Here is a 17,800-nt window from a genome sequence, read left to right on the forward strand (position 1 = left end):
TGTTCAGGAGATCCCATGATCCGCACACTCATCGTCGATGATGAACTCTATGCCCGTGAGGAGCTGGCCCTGCACCTTGGCCAGGACCCCGATATCGAGATCCTGGGCCAGGCGGCCAATGCCATCGAGGCTTTGCCACTGATACAGCGGCTCAAGCCGGATGTGGTGTTTCTCGACATCCAGATGCCCAAGCTGAGCGGCATGGAACTGGTCGCCATGCTGGATCCCCTGCCCCGCATCGTGTTTGTCACCGCCTTCGATGAGTACGCCATCCAGGCCTTCGAAGAGAACGCCTTTGACTATCTGCTCAAACCGGTAGAGCCGGCCCGGCTGGCCAAGACGCTGGCTCGCCTCAAGCAGGATATCAGCCCCCAATCCATGGCGATGCTGGCTCCTGCTATCCGCCACATTCCTGGCTATTTGCACAACCGGGTGCGTCTGCTGCCCATCGAGCAGGTGGAGTACGCCTTCTCCGATCTCGGCGGTGTGCACGTCGCCTGTCAGGGCGAGCTGTTTCATACTCAGCTCACCCTCAAATCTCTGGAAGAGAAGACCCCCCTGCTGCGCTGTCACCGCCAATATCTGATCTCTCCCGGCGCCATCTTCGAGATCCAGCTGCTGGAAAACCAGCTGGCCCAGATCGTTACCCCAAGCGGCGCCCGGGTACCGGTCAGCCGTCGCTACCTCAAGGAGCTCAAAGACGAACTGGGTCTGGAATAGTGGCGTGGGACTGTGCGCCGGATCACAGCCGGCGACCACTCGAGTCACCATGGCGCCGCTCGGCGCGTTTCACCTGCCCTTGACAGACAACCCCATTAGACTGGCTGCGCACACCATAAAATAACAATGCAGGAGCGTAGCAATGATCTGGTTCTTCCTCTGTGTCGGCTTACTTGTCGCCGGCTATTTTATTTACGGCAAGTTCATCGAGCGGATATTTGGCCCGAAACCCGAGCGCGCCACCCCCGCCATCACCATGGCTGACGGTGTGGACTATGTGCCCATGTCGGACAAGAAAGTCTACCTGGTGCAACTGCTCAACATCGCCGGCGTCGGCCCCATCTTCGGCCCGATCCTCGGCGCCCTCTATGGTCCGGTCGCCATGCTATGGATCGTATTCGGCTGCATCTTTGCCGGTGCAGTGCACGACTACTTCTCCGGCATGCTGTCGGTGCGCGCCAAGGGCGCCTCCGTACCGACCGTGGTCGGTGAACATCTGGGCACGGTCGCCAAGCACTTCATGAACCTGTTTGCGGTCGTGTTGCTGATGCTGGTAGGCGTGGTCTTTGTACTGAGCCCGGCGGGCCTGCTGGCCAACCTCACCTCCACCGATCTGGTCTACTGGATTGTGGCGATTTTTGCCTACTACATCCTTGCCACCATAGTCCCCATCGACAAGATCATCGGTCGCTTCTATCCCATCTTCGGCGCCCTGCTGGTATTCATGTCGGTCGGCCTCATCATAGGTCTCATCGTCTCCGGCAAAGGCTTCTACAACACAGGGATGGACTTCTACAACCTGCACCCCACCGAGCTGCCGCTGTGGCCGCTGTTGTTCATCACCATCGCCTGTGGTGCCGTCTCCGGTTTTCATGCCACCCAGTCGCCGCTGATGGCGCGCTGCATGCAGAACGAGAAATCCGGCCGCTTCATTTTCTACGGCGCCATGATAGGTGAAGGGGTCATCGCCCTTATCTGGTGCACCCTGGGACTCTCCTTCTACGACAGCACAGAGGCGCTCAACGCCACCATGGCCAGCGGCGGCCCGGCGGCAGTAGTACATGAAGTGTCCACCAGCCTGCTCGGCACAGTGGGCGGTATTCTGGCCATCCTCGGCGTGGTGATCCTGCCCATCACCTCCGGCGATACGGCGTTTCGTAGCGCCCGCCTGATTGTGGCTGACTTCCTCAACCTGACCCAGAAACCCATGGCCAAGCGTCTGCTCATCGCCATCCCCATGTTCATCCTTGGTTTTATCATCTCCAAGGCGGAGTTCGGGGTGATCTGGCGCTACTTCGGCTGGGCCAACCAGACCACGGCCGTGATCATGCTGTGGGCCGCGGCGGCTTATCTGGCCAAAGAGGGCAAGCTGCACTGGGTCTGCACCATTCCCGCCATGTTCATGACGGCTGTGGTGTTCACCTATCTGGCCAATGCCCCCATAGGTTTCGGGCTGGAGATGGGTATTTCCACCGTTATTGGCCTGGCATCCACCGCCGCCATTACCATTGCCTTCCTGCTGAAATACCGCCCGACCCTGGTCAGCAACCCAGGCGAAAGCTGAACATCACGCTGCAAATAAAGGGGGAGCCAACTTGGCTCCCCCTTTTTCGATCATCCACGGCAGCTGGCAAGCACAAACAGGCGGCCTGTGTCACTAACCAAACGCGCACCTTTTCGCTCGTAAAAATGAGTCCTGCATCAATGTTTAATTATTCCATCCTGCTTAAGCTTCGATACAAGATCAGGCTGTAAAATCCCGCAGCATCCCCGATAAATATGTGATATTTAATTGCTTTATCTAAAATTGAATCCAATGATTGGTTGTGCATCAAACCTGTGGAGACACCCATGTTCCTTGATTATTTTGCCCTTGGCCTGCTCTTCTTTGTCGGGCTGGTCATGTTCTACGGGATCATAGTGATCCACGATATTCCTTATGAAATAGCCAAACACCGTCAGCACCCCCATCAAGATGCCATTCATGTGGCGGGATGGGTCAGTCTGTTTACCCTGCATGTGCTCTGGCCCTTCCTCTGGATCTGGGCCACTGTCTATCGTCCTGATCGCGGCTGGGGCTTCAACCAGCGTCTGCAACAGGATGAAGACGAGATACAGCTTCTCAAGCAGGAACTCGCCGATCTCAAGGCACGCATCGATACCATCCAACAGACTGAACAACAGGGATAAATCATGGACCTGCTACTGATCCTGACCTACACGGCCCTGTGTGTGGCCGTGTTCAAGATTTTTCGCATCCCGCTCAACAAGTGGACTGTGCCCACGGCAGCGCTGGGTGGCGTGCTCATCATCGGCACCCTGATAATGCTGATGAACTACAACCACCCCTACTCCGAAATGGCCCGCAACTACTACGTCTCCACGCCGATTGTTCCCCTGGTGAAGGGGCGGGTTGTCGAGGTACCGGTACAAGCCAACCAGCCGGTGAAAAAAGGCGACGTACTGTTTCGTATCGAGTCCGAACCTTTCCAGCTGAAGGTGGATAGCCTGGGCGCGCGACTCGACGCCAACCGTGAACACCTCAAATCCATCGAGGCCAGACTGCGTTCTGCCAGACTGGACAGGGATCGCGCCAGTGACTTGATGCGGCGGGGAGTTGGCAAGCAGCGGGATCTCGATGTCACGCAAGCGAATGTGGACGACATAGTGGCCCAGATTGACCAGCAAAAAGCCACCCTGGAAGATCTGCAAGCCCAGCTGAACGAGGCAAAATACCAGCTGGCACAGACAGTGGTTTATGCCCCCAGTGATGGCCATGTGGTGCAGCTGGCCCTGCGCCCCGGCATGATTGCCACCCCTTTCATGTACCGCCCCGTGATGACCTTCATCCATAAAGACGATACCGCCTATGTCGGCTGGTTCTGGCAAAACAGCATGCAGCGTCTGGCAATTGGTGACGAGGCCGAAGTGGTGATCGATGGTATCCCCGGCAAGATCTTCAAAGGCACTGTCACCGCCGTGGTGCCGGCTATCGCCGCCGGCAATGTCCAGGCCAATATTGGCCTGCTGGATCAGACAACAGCGGTGCGTCCGGGTCGTCTGCCTGTGGTCATCTCCATCACGGATCCCGAGTGGCACAAGTATCAGGTGATCGCTGGCGCCAGTGGTCAGGCCGCCATCTATACCCAGCACTTCCACCATGTTTCCGTGATGCGCAAGGTGCTGCTGCGCATGGCAAGCTGGATGAACTACGTCTTCCCCTTCCATTAATCAGAATAAGGGATCCCAGCGGGCCGGCATCATGCCGGCCCGCTGTTTTTGTGGCGCCAAGATCCCTATAATGGCGCCATCCTGCACCACATCCGTTCCCCCATGTTTGTTCTCAGACCCTATCAAATCGACGCCGTCAACGCCGTCATCAGCCACTTTCGTCGGCATCCTGACCCTGCTGTGGTAGTGCTGCCCACCGGCGCGGGCAAGAGCCTGGTGATCGCCGAACTGGCCCGCAAGGCCCGTGGCCGGGTGCTGGTGCTGGCTCACGTCAAGGAGCTGGTGGAGCAGAACCACGCCAAGTACGAAGCCTGGGGACTCAAGGCCGACATCTTCGCAGCTGGTCTGGATCGCAAGGAGGCCAAGGCCCAGGTGGTATTTGGCTCGGTACAATCGGTCGCCCGCAATCTGGATGTCTTCGATGGCGCCTTCTCGCTGCTGATCATCGATGAGTGTCACCGGGTGTCGCTGGATGACGAGAGCCAGTACCACCAGGTGTTGGGCCATCTCAAAGCCAGCAACCCGTCCCTCAAAATTCTCGGCCTCACCGCCACACCTTACCGCCTGGGGCTGGGCTGGATCTACCGGCGTCACTATCACGGCATGGTAAAGAGCCATGGCGAGCGTCTGTTTGGCGATTGCGTGTTCGAGCTCCCCTTGCGCTTCATGGTGAAAAATGGCTATCTGACACCGCCGCGGCTCATCGACGCCCCCATAGTCCACTACGACTTCAGCAAGCTGGTTGCGCGGAAGAATGGCCTGTTCAGCGAGGAGGATCTCAACGGCGAGCTCAAACGCCAACAACGGGTCACCCCCCATATCCTGAGCCAGGTGCTGGAATATGCAGCCGACCGACAAGGGGTCATGATCTTCGCCGCAACCGTCGAACATGCTGGTGAGATCCAGGGGCTGCTGATTGCCAAATCCCAGACGGCGGCCCTCATTACGGGCGAGACACCGGGCCCGGAGCGCGATGCCCTCATCAGCGCCTTCAAGGCGCGGGAGATCAAGTTTTTGGTCAATGTGGCTGTGCTCACCACAGGTTTCGATGCCCCCCACGTTGATCTCATCGTCATGCTGCGCCCCACTGAGTCGGTGTCGCTCTATCAACAAATCGTGGGCCGCGGTCTTCGCCTCTCACCAGGCAAGGCCGATTGTCTGGTGCTCGATTACGCGGGCAACAACTTCAACCTGTTCGCTCCCGAGGTGGGTGAGCCCAGACCCCACGCAGGCACCGAGCCGGTACAGGTGCCCTGTCCGGCTTGCGGTTTTGCCAACACCTTCTGGGGCAAGACTGATGAAGAAGGCAAGGTGATTGAACACTACGGCCGTCGCTGTCAGGGGCTGTTTGAAGATGACGAGGGCCACCGCGAGGAGTGTGACTACCGCTTTCGCGCCAAGGTGTGTCCCGCCTGCGGCGCCGAAAACGACATCGCCGCCCGCCGCTGCCAGAGTTGTGATCAGCTGTTGGTGGATCCGGACGACAAGCTCAAGGAGGCCCTCAATCTGAAAGACTGCATGGTCATTCGCTGCGCCGGTCTCACCCTCACAGCGGGCCGTGGCAAACAGGGGGGGCGGCTGGAGGTGACCTATCACGATGAGGATGGTCTTACCCTGATGGAGTACTTCGGTTTTCACTCCCCGGGTGCACGGCGCTTGTTTCAACAGCGCTTTGTGCGTCATCATTGGCCCGCCCCGGGCCTGGAGCCCGAATTCACCACTCTGGAGAGCGTGCTGGCCGCATCAAACCAGTTTCGTCACCCCGACTTTGTCATCGCCCGCAAGTCAGGTCGCTTTTGGCAGGTGAAAGAGAAAATTTTTGATTATGAAGGCCGGTACCGCGCCGCCAATGCCCTTGGCTGAGCGTGGCTCATACCTTGCAGCAACAGGCTGGCCGGTGAACGTAAACATAGTGATTATCAGGGTGGGTAGCGCACTACCGACCCCTTCGTTAAGTTAGAGGATCTTATGCAGCGGCTGTTGATTGGTTTTTGTGCTCTGTTTTCCACACTTGTTCCGACTCTAGTTCAAGCCGCCACGCTGACGCCGCCCAAGGGGGGCCAGTACGCCATCATAGTGCAGGGCAATGGCGGCATAGAGTTCGCCCGCAATGCCGATGACATGATAGCCCCCGCCTCCACCATGAAGGTGCTCACCGCCCTGGCGGCACGGCTCGAGCTCGGTGCCGACTTCCGTTTTGCCACCGATATTCAGGCCCAGCCAGGTGCCAAACAGGGTGATGCCATCAATGGCGACATCTGGATCAACTTCGTCGGCGACCCCACCTTGTCACGGATGGATCTGCTGGCCCTGTTCAAGCAGCTCGGCGTCAACCGCATCAAGGGCAATGTCTACGTCAATACCGGTGCCTATAACGGTTACGAGCGCGGTAACGGCTGGTCCTGGGGGGATCAGACCCTCTGCTTCGCCGCCCCCGTCTCCTCTGTCATCATCGACAAGAACTGCGCCTACGCCACCATTACAGCCACCCAGATTGGTCGCCCCGCCACCGGCAACGTCGCCACCGGCGTGCCCATCGGCATTGGCACCGACAGGGTGGAAGTGATGAGCTATGGCGACATGGCACGTCAGTTCTGCGCCCTGGAAGTCGACATGGCCAAGGGCAACTTTTATGAGCTTAAAGGCTGCATCACCCCCAACAAGGAACCCCAGGGACTTCGCTTTGCCATCCACGACGTGGAAGCCTGGGGCTGGGACAACATCCGCTGGGCAATGGACAGAGCAGGCATAGCACACGAAGGGCTGCTTCAGGTCACCCACAAGGCACCAGGCAGTGCCGAGACCCTGGGTACCCATTACTCTGTCTCATTGCCCATCATGCTCTCCAGGATGCTGAAGAAATCGGACAACCTCTACGCCGATACCTTCCTGAAAACGGTAGGCCGCCACTACTACAACAAGCCGGGCAGCTATCGCAGCGGCACCATGGCGGTACGCGCCATCCTGACCAAGCAGGGCATAGACCTAGGCAATGCCACCCTGGCCGACGGCTCCGGCCTCTCTGCCCATAACCTCATCAGTGCACGCCAGATGCTGTCTGTGCTCAACTTCATCCAGAAAAATGATGCCGAACTCGGTCTCATCAAGTTGCTGCCCAGCTCTCAGGTGGATGGCACCCTGGCCTGGCGTCGCAGCGTTACCGCCCCCATGATGAAAAACCGGGTGCATGCCAAGACAGGCACCATCACGGGTACCTCCAATCTGGCCGGTTTTATCGACACAGTCGGTGGCCAGCGCAAGGCGTTCGTCATGTTCCAGCGCGGCCTGTCGCAGGACCCGGCCACCCACGAGCGCTATCGTGCTAGCAAGGCACCCTGGCCCTGGACCGTATTTGAAAAGGGAGTGCTGGAGAGCATCTACCAGCAACAACCCATCCAGATCATCGAGCAGTAATGTGGGGAGCCACCTTGCCAGCAAGGCGACTCTTATGCCCTGAACAAGGCTCGAGAAAGGAGTGCAGGAGAGCATCTACCAGCAACAATTCATCCGGCTTATCGGAAATGGCGAATGGTCATATCGACAATTTGCACTTTGATCGGTACCGAGGCAGGGCTATGCTGTGCCCTGCCTCAATTCAACGGAGAGAGAAGATGTTTGCAGTGATTTTTGGTCGTCCCGGTTGCCCCTATTGTGTCCGTGCCAAGCAGATCGCCGAGCAACTGGTTGAACAGCGTGACGATTTCAATTTCCGTTACGTGGATATCCACGCAGAAGGCATCACCAAGGAAGACCTGGCCAAGAGCGCCGGCAAGCCGGTCAATACAGTGCCGCAAATCTTCCTGGACGAGCAGCACATCGGTGGCTGCACCGATTTTGAAGCCTATGCCAAAGAGAACCTGGGTCTCTACCAGTAAGCTCTACCCCATAGAAAACAGGCGCCTGATGGCGCCTTTTTTTATGGTGAAAGTGACAGACTCAGCCCCCCATCGGCGTGAAGCGGCTTACCACCTGCCCTTGATGCTCGATCCACTCCATGAACATGGCCACAGGGCGGGCATAGACGACCCCATCCTGCTCGGATTGATAGACCACCAGCTGCTCCCGGGTTTCGGTGTGCAGGGCCAGGGTGAGCACCTGATAATAGCCCCCCTTGAAGTGGCGATAACGGCCGGGCGCGGGTGCATTCATGGACATACCTCTGTGAGTGCGGGCACGATGAACAAACGAAGAAGAAAGCCGCAGGCCCTGTTGTCTGCGCCCTCTTTATTATTCGCTGGCACGGGCGAGAAGGCGATTTAGGGCCCAAGCCAATCGTGCCATTGGATACGAATATTTCAACACAGTCGGGTAGCTTTGTTAATCAGCCCCTCATCTTTCACTAGTGAACCTCGGGTTACACAAACGATCGTGCTGAATTTAACGTTTCAGCAACCCTGTTTTAAGGCTAAAAATCAGGGAATTCTACTAAAAAGAAGATTGTTCTAGCATTCAATTCTGTGAAGAATAGGGGAAAAGAAATTTGATACTAAAAAACGCCTTTTTCGCCAACGCGTCCCCACGGGGAAGGAAGCACACTCACCATGTTCACTATCGACAAGTCGCACAAGCTCGACGATGTCTGCTATGACATTCGCGGCCCGGTGCATAAAGAAGCGCGCCGTCTCGAAGACGAAGGCCACCGCATCATCAAGCTCAATATCGGCAATCCGGCCCCGTTTGGTTTCGATGCGCCAGAAGAGATCATCAAGGATGTCATCCTCAACATGCCGCTGAGCCAGGGCTACTGCGACTCCAAGGGGCTGTTTTCTGCCCGCAAGGCGGTGATGCAGTACTACCAGCAAAAAGGGATGCGCAAGGTCGACATCGACGACATCTATATCGGCAATGGTGCCAGCGAGCTCATCGTGATGGCCATGCAGGCGCTGCTCAACAACGGCGACGAGATGCTGGTGCCCTCCCCCGACTACCCGCTCTGGACCGCGGCGGTGACCCTCTCCGGCGGCCATGCGGTGCACTACCGCTGCGATGAAGGGGCCGACTGGTATCCGGATCTGGATGACATCCGCGCCCGCATCACACCGCGCACTCGCGGCCTGGTGCTGATCAACCCCAACAACCCGACCGGCGCCGTCTACGGCAGCGAGTTCCTGCTGGAAGTGATCGAGATAGCCCGCCAGCACAACCTCATCATCTTCGCCGACGAGATCTACGACAAAATCCTCTACGACGACATCTCCCACACCAGCGTCTGCACCCTGTGCGACGATGTGATGGTGGTGACCTTCAACGGCCTTTCCAAGGCCTATCGTGCCTGTGGCTTCCGTCAGGGCTGGATGGTCATTACCGGGCCCAAGGGCCGTGCCAAGGGGTATATCGAGGGGCTGGAGATGCTGGCCTCCATGCGACTGTGTGCCAACGTGCCCATGCAGCACGCCATCCAGACCGCCCTCGGTGGCTACCAGAGCATCAACGAGCTGATCCTGCCGGGCGGTCGCCTGCGCAAGCAGCGGGACAAGGCGTGGGAGCTATTGAACGAGATCCCCGGGGTCTCCTGCGTCAAGCCCAAGGGGGCGCTCTACATGTTCCCGCGCCTCGATCCCAAGGTGTACGACATTCGTGACGACCAGAAGATGGTGTTCGACCTGCTGCAGCAGGAAAAGCTCTTGCTGGTGCAGGGTACCGGCTTCAACTGGCCGGCGCCGGACCACTTCCGGCTGGTGTTCCTGCCCCGGGAAGAGGAGCTGGAAGAGGCCATCGGTCGCCTCGCCCGCTTCCTCAAGGGCTACAAGCAGTAAGCACGGCTCATGAAAAAGGCTCCTTCGGGAGCCTTTTTGCTATCTGTCGTTTGCAGCTGAATCATCAGCCATGCAACAGGGTGCCCGCCACCAGCACTGCCATTGTGATGAGGGCCACCCCGACGATGAAGGGCAGCACCCAGCGCACGAAGCGATCGTAGGGGATTTTGGCCAGCGCCAACCCCGCCACCAGATGGGCGGCGGTGGGGGCGAACAGATTGATCCAGCCGGAGGCGGATTGATAGGCGGTGATCACCAGATCCCGCGAGATGCCGGAAAAATCCGCCAGCGGCCCCATCAGGGGCATGGAGACAGTCGCCAGCCCCGAGGTTGAGGGAATAAAAAAACTAAGAATGATGTGCACCAGATAAGCCATCAGGATGAACACCGACGAGGAGAGGTCGGTCACCAACCCTTCGGCCCAGTGCAAGATGGTGTCTATGATGACGCCCTGCTCCATCACCACATAGATGCCGCGCGCCACCGCCACCACCAGCGCCACCCCGATGAGATCCCGTGCTCCGCTCAGGAAAGTCGCCACATAGTTGGACTCGGGCATCCGGTTGATGAGCGCTATCAGGATGGAGGCGCTGAAAAATAGGGTGGAGAGCTCGTCGAACCACCAGCCAAAGGTCGGCAGCAGGTCTATCCCCAGATCCGACCAGGGCACCACCGCATAGATCATCAGCAGGAAGGTGCCAAAGAACACCAGCATGGTGAGCTTCTGCTTGCCGGTAAAGGCCGAGTCGCTGCGCTTCATCTGGGAGAATTCATCGTCATAGACGATGTCCGCCAACACGGAGCGGGACTTGTCCTGCTGCACCTGCTCGGCGTAGCGCATCACGAACCAGGAGGCGAAGATCACCAGCAGCAGCCACTGGATGACCCGCAGCCCAATCCCCTCCCCGATGGGAATGCCGGCAAAACCGGAGGCGATGCCGGTGGCAAACGGATTGACGGTAGAGGCGAGTACCCCGACCCCGGAGCCAAGCAGTATGATCCCCGCCGCCACCATGCGATCGAAGCCTGCCGCCATCATGACGGGCACGATGAGCGCCCAGAAGGCCACCGTCTCTTCCGCCATGCCGAAGGTGGAGCCGCCGAGGGCAAACAGAGCGATCAGCACCGGGATCAGCAGCCGCTCGCGCCCGGCGAAGGTGCGCACTATGGCCCCCACACCCGCATCCAGCGCGCCGCTTTGCATGGTCACCGCAAGAAAGCCGCCGATGATGAGCACGAACAGCGCCACGTCGGCCGCCTTGTGAAAGCCCTGAATGGGGGCCTTGAGCACCTCGAACACCCCTTGCGGCTGGGAGGGCAGCTCGGTATAGCTGCCGGGCACAGGCAGCAAACGCTCATCACCGCTGTAATCGGCCACTGTGGCGGCCGCAACCGGCTGCTGGCTCTTGGCGGTGACATAGTCATATTTGCCCGCTGGCAACACCCAGGTGAGGACCGCCATCAGGGCGATGATGATGAACAGCAGTGTGTATACGGTGGGGAGTTGGCGCTTCTTGGGCGCCTCATGTGGGGTGGTCATAGCTTCCATTCCTCGGCAGCGCCGTCATGTGATCCGACAGCGCAAGATTAGCGGGTTTGATATGGGGAAAAGGTGATCGCGGATAATAAAATTTCGTGATTTCACCAGATTGGTGACAAAAAAACAGGGCCCCGCAGGGCCCTGTTTTCACCTGAGTCAGACTCAGAGCTCAACCACGTCGAATTTCACGTCCGGGTTCACATCAGCCTCGTAATCCACCTCGGCCAAACCGAAGCCGAACAGGCGCAGGAACTCCTGCTTGTAGCCGGTGTAGTCGGTAAGCTCGGAGAGGTTCTCGGTGGTGATGGAAGGCCAGAGATCACGGCAGGTCTGCTGCACGTCTTCACGCAGTTCCCAGTCATCCATGCGGATGCGGGCCTGCTCGTCCAGCGCCAGCTCTTCCCCATAGAGACGGGTGCGCATCATGCGGTAGACCTGCTCCATGCAACCTTCGTGGATGCCCTTCTCCTTCATGATCTTGAAGGCCATGGAGATGTAGAGCGGCATCACCGGAATGGCAGAAGAGGCCTGGGTCACCACGGATTTCAGCACGGCCACGTGAGCGGTGCCGCCCTTGGCGGCCAGATCGCCACGAATGGCGGTGGCGGCACGATCCAGATCTTCCTTGGCGCGGCCCAGGGTACCGTGCCAGTAGATGGGCCAGGTCAGGTCGGTGCCGATATAGGAGTAAGCCACGGACTTGGCGCCGTCGGCCAGCACGCCTGCATCGCGCAGGGCCGCCATCCACAGCTCCCAATCCTGACCGCCCATGACGGTGATGGTGTTCTGGATCTCTTCCTCATTCGCCGGCTCGACGGTGGCGGTGATGATCTGATCCTTGTTGGTATCGATGGCGGTGGTGGTGTAGGTCTCGCCGATGGGTTTCAAGGCTGAGCGCACCACTTCACCGGTATCCGGCATCTTGCGTACCGGCGAGGCCAGGGAGTAGACCACCAGGTCAATCTGGCCCAGATCGGCCTTGATAAGCTCGATCACCTTGGCGCGGCATTCGTTGGAGAAAGCATCGCCGTTGACACTTTTCGCATACAGACCCGCCTCTTTGGCGGCCTTGTCGAACGCGGCCGAGTTATACCAGCCCGCAGTCGCCGTCTTGGTTTCGCTACCGGCTTTTTCGAAGAAGACGCCTATTGTGGCAGCGCCGCTACCGAAGGCAGTGGCAATCCGGGAGGCCAGACCATAACCGGTGGAAGCGCCAATCACCAGCACCCGCTTGGGACCATTGGCAATCATGCCCTGCTCCTGGGTGTAAGCAATCTGACGACGAACATTGGCTTCACAGCCGACCGGGTGAGTGGTGGTGCAGATAAAGCCGCGAACCTTGGGTTTGATAATCATAGAGGGGTCTCGACACCGTTAAATGGATGAAATCGGGGCATAAGATACCTCATCTTGCCGCCCTAGGGTGCTCTGATGTGTTGGACTGCGGGGAAAATGAGCAAAGAGAGGCGGCCCACTGCCAAAAATTAACAAGCGGCGAGATAACCAGACCCGATACTCAGCCTTCCCCCTTGATGTAATGGCGAGCCGCTTCGTCAGCCTGCATCAGGGCGGCCTCCCACAATTCAGCGATCCGCAGCCCCTCCTCTCCCACCGCAGCCTCCTCCAGTGCTTCCAGCGACCTGGCATCGTCCAGCGTAAAGGGGCTATGGGTCAACAAGGCCTGTGCCCTGGTCAATAACATCATGCTGTTCATCGGCATTCTCCCGGATAAAGCCTGGCCAAGGTGATAAGCGACACACGCCCTTTTACTGTGCTGACTCTAGTCCATCGATCAGCCTCCGGGATAGATCAGCTGTCAGCGATAACCGGCTCGCGCACTTTGCGCCGAGCGGGCAGCTGGCCCACGGCAATCCCCAGCAAGACGGCGCCACAGGCAAGCCATTGCAATGGCGTCAGAGTTTCACCGAGCAGCAGATAGGCCAGCAACAGGGTAAAGACCGGAATGAGGTTCACATAGGCCGCCGCCAGGGTCACCTTGACCTGGATCACCGACCAGTTGTAGAGCAGGTAGGCTCCGAGCGTCACAAAGGCGCCAAGAAAGACGATGACCGCCATGTCCTGCCAGGCCCAGGCGGTGGGCCAGGGTTCGCTGAAGGCGAAGGGGGCGAAAAAGAGGGTACCGACGAAGGCTTGCAGCGCTGTCAGGGTGAGCACGCCATAGCGGCTGGAGAGCTTCTTGAAGACCACAGAATAGGTGGCGGCGCACAGCATGGCCGCCATCTCCAGGCTGTTGCCGAGCAAGGCGTTGGGGGCAAACTCATCCACGCCGCTACCCAGCCCCAGCAGGGCAATGCCGACGATGGCGATGGCAAAGCCGAGCAACTGGCGGCGACTGACCCGCTCCTTGAGCAGCACAAAAGCCACCAGTGCCACGATGAGCGGCAACAGGGCACAGACCATGCCCGCCTGACCAGCACTGGTGTAACGCAGGGCATTGACCTCCAGCAGGAAATAAAGGCAGGGCTCCAGTCCCCCCATCAGGGCCAGCCAGCGCCAATCCCCCTTTTGATAGGTGAAATTGCCCAGATAGCGGTAGCAGAGCAGCCAGCAGAGCGCCGCCACACTAATGCGCATGAACAGCACCTGACCGAAACCCCAGATCCCCAGCACGTGCTTGAGGGCGATAAAGGAGCTGGACCAGAGCAGCATTGCCAGGGTCAGGGTAAAAATGGGTAAAGGGCGCACATTTCCTCCATGAAATTGGCCATTTGAATAATAACCATGCGGCCTTGCGGTTGTTTAAGGAGACCTAAAATCAGATAATACCGCCGCCTTCAAACCGGATAACCCATCTCCCATGACTGAGTACCTGCTTTTATTGGTCAGTACCGTGCTGATTAACAACTTCGTGCTGGTGAAGTTTCTCGGCCTGTGTCCCTTTATGGGCGTCTCCGGCAAGCTGGAGACCGCCGTCGGCATGGGGCTGGCGACCACCTTCGTGATGACGCTGGCCAGCGCCAGTTCCTATCTGATGGAACACTATATCCTGATCCCGCTGAACATCGCCTACCTGCGCACCCTTGCCTTCATTCTTGTGATCGCCGTCGTAGTGCAGTTCACCGAGATGGTTATCCGCAAGAGCAGCCCGACCCTCTATCGCCTGCTGGGCATCTTCCTGCCGCTCATCACCACCAACTGCGCCGTGCTAGGGGTGGCACTGCTGAGCATCAACGAGCGTCACAACTTCATTCAAAGCATCATCTACGGATTTGGCGCAGCCGCAGGCTTCTCGCTGGTACTGATACTGTTTGCCGCCATGCGTGAACGCTTGGTGGCGGCCGACGTTCCCACTCCGTTTCGCGGTGTGTCGATTGCCATGGTCACCGCCGGCCTGATGTCGCTGGCCTTTATGGGCTTTACCGGCCTTATCAAGATATAGCGCTATGACTCACATACTCTTTGCCGTTCTGGTACTGGCCCTGCTGGCCCTTGCCTTCGGAATCATTCTGGGCTTTGCCGCCGTCAAGTTTCACGTGGAAGCCGATCCCATCGTCGATCAGCTTGACGCCCTGTTGCCACAGACACAGTGCGGCCAGTGCGGTTACCCTGGCTGCAAACCTTATGCCGAGGCGCTGGCCAATGGCGATCAGATCAACAAGTGTGTGCCCGGTGGCGATGCCACCATGCGCAAGATAGCCGACCTGATGGGGGTCGACCCTCAACCGCTGGGCAGTGCCGAGGCCGCCATCCCGGTCAAGAAAGTTGCCTTCATCCATGAAGATCAATGCATCGGCTGCACCAAGTGCATCCAGGCCTGTCCGGTCGATGCCATCGTCGGTGCCACCAAGGCGATGCACACCGTCATCACAGACGAGTGCACCGGCTGCGATCTCTGTGTCGATCCCTGCCCGACCGACTGTATCGAAATGATCCCTGTGCCGACCACGGTCGACAACTGGAAGTGGGATCTGGCCAGCGTTGCCATTCCGGTCAAGATAGTGGAATAAACAGCGGAGTAACCATGCAGCATCTGCTCGAACGCATCAAAGCCGGCACTCTGTGGGATTTTCACGGCGGCATTCACCCTCCCGAGAACAAGCACCAATCCAGCCTGACACCCGTGGTGGACGCGGGCCTGCCGCCCCAGCTCATCATACCGGTGCGCCAGCACGCAGGGCCGGCCGGCGATCTGCTGGTACAGATCGGCGACAAGGTCAAGAAAGGTCAGCCCCTTACCCGCTATGACAAGGGCCGCATAGTGCCCGTGCACGCCTCGACCTCGGGCACCATCACCGCCATCGGCCACCATACTGTGGCGCACCCCTCGGGTCTCGATGATCTCTGCATCACCCTGACGCCGGATGGGGAGGATGCCTGGGGTGAGCACCAGGGCAAGCCAGACTACTGGAATCTGGATCGGGGCGAACTGCTCGAGCGCATCCAGCAGGCCGGCATTGCAGGTCTGGGCGGCGCAGTGTTCCCGACTCACAGCAAGCTGGACGGCCGCGGCCAGCTCACCGAGATCCTGATCGTCAACGGGCTGGAGTGTGAGCCCTACATCAGCACAGATGATCGGCTGATGCAGGAGTATGCCGACGAGATCATGGACGGCATCCGGGTGCTCAAGCATCTGCTCAAACCCAAATTGACCCTGATAGGGGTGGAAGACAACAAACCCGCCGCCATTGCCGAACTGACCCGCCACGCCACCGATGATGACGTGCTGGTGAAGACGGTGCCGACCAAGTACCCCTCGGGCGGTGCCAAGCAGACCATAGAGCTGCTTACCGGCCGTCAGGTGCCCAAAGGTGGGCGGGCGGTGGACATGGGCATCATGGTGCTCAACGTGGCAACCGTGTTCGCCATCAAGCGCGCCATCATCGACGGCGAGCCGCTCATCTCCCGCATCGTCACCCTGACTGGTGACGCCTTCAAGAAGCCAGGCAATGCCTGGGTACTGCTGGGCACGCCAGTGCGCTGGCTGTTGCAGCGTTTCGAGCTGCAACCCGAGGCGGACCAGAGGGTCATCATGGGAGGCCCCATGATGGGCTTCACCCTGCCCCACGCCATGGTCCCCGTGGTCAAGGCCACCAACTGCCTGCTCTCCCCGACCCGTGCCGAGCTGCCGCCCCCCGGTCCCGAACAAGCCTGCATCCGTTGCAGCGCCTGCGCCGATGCCTGTCCGGCCAATTTGCTGCCCCAGGAGCTCTACTGGTACAGCCGCGCCAAGGAGTACGACAAGGCCGAAGGGCTCAACCTGTTCGACTGTATCGAGTGCGGCGCTTGCGCCTGGGTCTGCCCCAGCCAGATCCCGCTGGTGCAGTACTACAAGATTGCCAAGGATGATATTCGCGAGGCCCGTGCCGAGGCCGAAAAAGCCGAGCGTGCCAAGCAGCGTTTCGAGGCCAAGCAGGCCCGCTTCGAGCGGGAAAAAGCGGCCCGAGAAGCCCGCCATGCCGAGGCTGCGGCCCAGCGCCGCCAGGCCATGACGGCCAGTGGAGGGGAAGATCCCGTCGCTGCCGCCCTCGCCCGCATCAAAGCCAAGCAGGAAGTCACGGCCAGCGCTGTTGGCGAGCAGCCAGACAACAGCGCCATGATTGCCGCCCGCGAGGCGCGCAAGCAGGAGGCCCTCGCGCGGCGCGCCGCCAAGGCCGCCAGCGGTGAATCCGCTGACGTTGCCGCCGTCGTTGCACCAACGCCAGAGACGCAGGATCCGAAAAAGGCAGCTATCGCCGCAGCCCTTGCTCGTGCCAAGGCCAAGAAGGCCGCGCAAGCTGCGGATGAAGACGTCGCCAAACCCGAGGCTATGGCTCACGAGGCCCAGCCGCTCAGCGAACCCGCACCGGCGACTGCCGAGGTTGACCCCAAGAAAGCAGCCATTGCCGCTGCCATCGCTCGGGCCAAAGCCAAGAAGGCAGCGCAAGCTGCGGATGAAAACGTCGCCAAGCCTGAGGCTATCGCTAGCGAGGCCGAGCCGCTCAGCGAACCCACACCGGCGACTGCCGAGGTTGACCCCAAGAAAGCAGCCATTGCTGCTGCCATCGCTCGGGCCAAAGCCAAGAAGGCAGCGCAAGCTTCGGATGAAAACGTCGCCGAGCCTGAGGCTATGGCTAACGAGGCCGAGCCGCTCAGCGAACGCGCACCGGCAGCTGCCGAGGTCGACCCCAAGAAAGCAGCCATTGCCGCCGCCATCGCACGCGCCAAAGCAAAAAAAGCCGCGCAAGCGGCGGATGAAAACGTCGCCCAGCCTGAGGCTATCGCTAGCGAGGCCGAGCCGGTAAGCGAACCCGCACTGGCGACTGCCGAGGTCGACCCCAAGAAAGCAGCCATTGCCGCCGCCATCGCCCGTGCCAAAGCAAAAAAAGCAGCGCAAGCGGCGGATGAAAAGGTCGCCGAGCCTGAGGCGACGGCTAACGAGGCCCAGCCGGTAAGCGAATTCGCACCGGCGACTGCCGAGGTCGACCCCAAGAAAGCAGCCATTGCCGCCGCCATCGCTCGGGCCAAAGCCAAGAAGCTGGCAGCAGAGGCTGCCGCACAAGGCCTGCCCCCCCAAGCACAGTCACCTTCTCCATCGCCAGACAAGAGCCACTGA

16 protein-coding genes are annotated in these 17,800 nt (G+C 59.5%); 11 read left to right on the plus strand and 5 right to left on the minus strand.

The features are described 5' to 3' along the window. The first annotated feature begins 15 nt into the window (after positions 1–15). The 7 genes from btsR (at position 16) to AACX78_RS14745 (ending at position 7,826) form a co-directional block, all read left to right on the plus strand. A complete protein-coding gene (gene btsR, locus AACX78_RS14715; RefSeq protein ID WP_021139958.1) occupies positions 16–720 on the plus strand; it encodes a two-component system response regulator BtsR in 705 nt (234 codons plus the stop codon). A gap of 142 nt (positions 721–862) precedes the next feature. Then, a complete protein-coding gene (locus AACX78_RS14720) occupies positions 863–2,284 on the plus strand; it encodes a carbon starvation CstA family protein (protein ID WP_159166653.1) in 1,422 nt (473 codons plus the stop codon). A gap of 287 nt (positions 2,285–2,571) precedes the next feature. Continuing rightward, the gene (locus tag AACX78_RS14725) at positions 2,572–2,910 is read left to right on the plus strand and encodes a DUF3302 domain-containing protein (protein WP_005314799.1); all 339 of its coding nucleotides are present in this window, start codon (positions 2,572–2,574) and stop codon (positions 2,908–2,910) included. A gap of 3 nt (positions 2,911–2,913) precedes the next feature. Beyond that, on the plus strand, positions 2,914–3,951 hold the full coding sequence (locus AACX78_RS14730; protein ID WP_159166654.1) for an HlyD family secretion protein: 1,038 nt from the start codon (positions 2,914–2,916) through the stop codon (positions 3,949–3,951). A gap of 102 nt (positions 3,952–4,053) precedes the next feature. Next, the gene (locus tag AACX78_RS14735) at positions 4,054–5,814 is read left to right on the plus strand and encodes a DEAD/DEAH box helicase (RefSeq protein ID WP_159166655.1); all 1,761 of its coding nucleotides are present in this window, start codon (positions 4,054–4,056) and stop codon (positions 5,812–5,814) included. A gap of 105 nt (positions 5,815–5,919) precedes the next feature. Further along, the gene (gene dacB, locus AACX78_RS14740) at positions 5,920–7,365 is read left to right on the plus strand and encodes a D-alanyl-D-alanine carboxypeptidase/D-alanyl-D-alanine endopeptidase (RefSeq protein ID WP_021140934.1); all 1,446 of its coding nucleotides are present in this window, start codon (positions 5,920–5,922) and stop codon (positions 7,363–7,365) included. 197 nt (positions 7,366–7,562) lie between these two features. Next, positions 7,563–7,826 carry a GrxA family glutaredoxin gene (locus AACX78_RS14745; protein ID WP_005314790.1) on the plus strand — a complete coding sequence of 88 codons (264 nt, stop codon included), beginning with the start codon at positions 7,563–7,565 and terminating at the stop codon, positions 7,824–7,826. Between the two features lie 61 nt (positions 7,827–7,887). Here AACX78_RS14745 and AACX78_RS14750 read toward each other — a convergent pair whose 3' ends face one another. After that, a complete protein-coding gene (locus AACX78_RS14750) occupies positions 7,888–8,100 on the minus strand; it encodes a DUF1653 domain-containing protein (RefSeq protein WP_159166656.1) in 213 nt (70 codons plus the stop codon). A 392-nt stretch (positions 8,101–8,492) separates the two neighbouring features. Between AACX78_RS14750 and AACX78_RS14755 the strand changes: the two genes are divergently transcribed. Continuing rightward, a complete protein-coding gene (locus tag AACX78_RS14755; RefSeq protein WP_005314784.1) occupies positions 8,493–9,707 on the plus strand; it encodes a pyridoxal phosphate-dependent aminotransferase in 1,215 nt (404 codons plus the stop codon). A 64-nt stretch (positions 9,708–9,771) separates the two neighbouring features. Here the strand turns inward: AACX78_RS14755 and AACX78_RS14760 are convergent, their stop codons facing one another. The 4 genes from AACX78_RS14760 to AACX78_RS14775 all read right to left on the minus strand — a co-directional run bounded on the left by AACX78_RS14760 (position 9,772) and on the right by AACX78_RS14775 (position 13,953). Further along, the gene (locus AACX78_RS14760) at positions 9,772–11,247 is read right to left on the minus strand and encodes a YfcC family protein (RefSeq protein ID WP_159166657.1); all 1,476 of its coding nucleotides are present in this window, start codon (positions 11,245–11,247) and stop codon (positions 9,772–9,774) included. Positions 11,248–11,409: 162 nt separating this feature from the next. Continuing rightward, entirely contained in the window at positions 11,410–12,603 is a 1,194-nt protein-coding gene (gene fabV, locus AACX78_RS14765; protein WP_021140931.1) for an enoyl-ACP reductase FabV, read from the minus strand. A gap of 160 nt (positions 12,604–12,763) precedes the next feature. Next, a complete protein-coding gene (locus AACX78_RS14770) occupies positions 12,764–12,961 on the minus strand; it encodes a hypothetical protein (protein WP_159166658.1) in 198 nt (65 codons plus the stop codon). Between the two features lie 95 nt (positions 12,962–13,056). Next, positions 13,057–13,953 (minus strand): DMT family transporter, encoded by an 897-nt coding sequence (locus tag AACX78_RS14775; RefSeq protein ID WP_159166659.1) that lies wholly within the window; start codon positions 13,951–13,953, stop codon positions 13,057–13,059. Between the two features lie 112 nt (positions 13,954–14,065). On the opposite strand from AACX78_RS14775, the gene rsxA reads away from it, so the two are divergent. From rsxA to rsxC, 3 genes are read left to right on the plus strand one after another with little or no spacing between them, the layout of a single operon-like run. After that, complete coding sequence (gene rsxA, locus AACX78_RS14780) at positions 14,066–14,647, plus strand: electron transport complex subunit RsxA (protein ID WP_005310657.1); 582 nt, start codon at positions 14,066–14,068, stop codon at positions 14,645–14,647. A gap of 4 nt (positions 14,648–14,651) precedes the next feature. Further along, complete coding sequence (rsxB, locus tag AACX78_RS14785) at positions 14,652–15,215, plus strand: electron transport complex subunit RsxB (protein ID WP_017412577.1); 564 nt, start codon at positions 14,652–14,654, stop codon at positions 15,213–15,215. Positions 15,216–15,229: 14 nt separating this feature from the next. Next, the gene (gene rsxC / locus AACX78_RS14790; RefSeq protein ID WP_159166660.1) at positions 15,230–17,800 is read left to right on the plus strand and encodes an electron transport complex subunit RsxC; all 2,571 of its coding nucleotides are present in this window, start codon (positions 15,230–15,232) and stop codon (positions 17,798–17,800) included.

It is taken from the genome of Aeromonas sp. 9A (genome assembly GCF_963900955.1).
GTDB lineage: Bacteria > Pseudomonadota > Gammaproteobacteria > Enterobacterales > Aeromonadaceae > Aeromonas > Aeromonas salmonicida.

Bases quoted from the DNA above. Each gene is read 5' to 3' on its own strand.
- btsR (WP_021139958.1), top strand. From the start codon at position 16: ATGATCCGCACACTCATCGTCGATGATGAACTCTATGCCCGTGAGGAG.
- AACX78_RS14720 (WP_159166653.1), top strand. From the start codon at position 863: ATGATCTGGTTCTTCCTCTGTGTCGGCTTACTTGTCGCCGGCTATTTT.
- AACX78_RS14725 (WP_005314799.1), top strand. From the start codon at position 2,572: ATGTTCCTTGATTATTTTGCCCTTGGCCTGCTCTTCTTTGTCGGGCTG.
- AACX78_RS14730 (WP_159166654.1), top strand. From the start codon at position 2,914: ATGGACCTGCTACTGATCCTGACCTACACGGCCCTGTGTGTGGCCGTG.
- AACX78_RS14735 (WP_159166655.1), top strand. From the start codon at position 4,054: ATGTTTGTTCTCAGACCCTATCAAATCGACGCCGTCAACGCCGTCATC.
- dacB (WP_021140934.1), top strand. From the start codon at position 5,920: ATGCAGCGGCTGTTGATTGGTTTTTGTGCTCTGTTTTCCACACTTGTT.
- AACX78_RS14745 (WP_005314790.1), top strand. From the start codon at position 7,563: ATGTTTGCAGTGATTTTTGGTCGTCCCGGTTGCCCCTATTGTGTCCGT.
- AACX78_RS14750 (WP_159166656.1), bottom strand. From the start codon at position 8,100: ATGAATGCACCCGCGCCCGGCCGTTATCGCCACTTCAAGGGGGGCTAT.
- AACX78_RS14755 (WP_005314784.1), top strand. From the start codon at position 8,493: ATGTTCACTATCGACAAGTCGCACAAGCTCGACGATGTCTGCTATGAC.
- AACX78_RS14760 (WP_159166657.1), bottom strand. From the start codon at position 11,247: ATGACCACCCCACATGAGGCGCCCAAGAAGCGCCAACTCCCCACCGTA.
- fabV (WP_021140931.1), bottom strand. From the start codon at position 12,603: ATGATTATCAAACCCAAGGTTCGCGGCTTTATCTGCACCACCACTCAC.
- AACX78_RS14770 (WP_159166658.1), bottom strand. From the start codon at position 12,961: ATGAACAGCATGATGTTATTGACCAGGGCACAGGCCTTGTTGACCCAT.
- rsxA (WP_005310657.1), top strand. From the start codon at position 14,066: ATGACTGAGTACCTGCTTTTATTGGTCAGTACCGTGCTGATTAACAAC.
- rsxB (WP_017412577.1), top strand. From the start codon at position 14,652: ATGACTCACATACTCTTTGCCGTTCTGGTACTGGCCCTGCTGGCCCTT.
- rsxC (WP_159166660.1), top strand. From the start codon at position 15,230: ATGCAGCATCTGCTCGAACGCATCAAAGCCGGCACTCTGTGGGATTTT.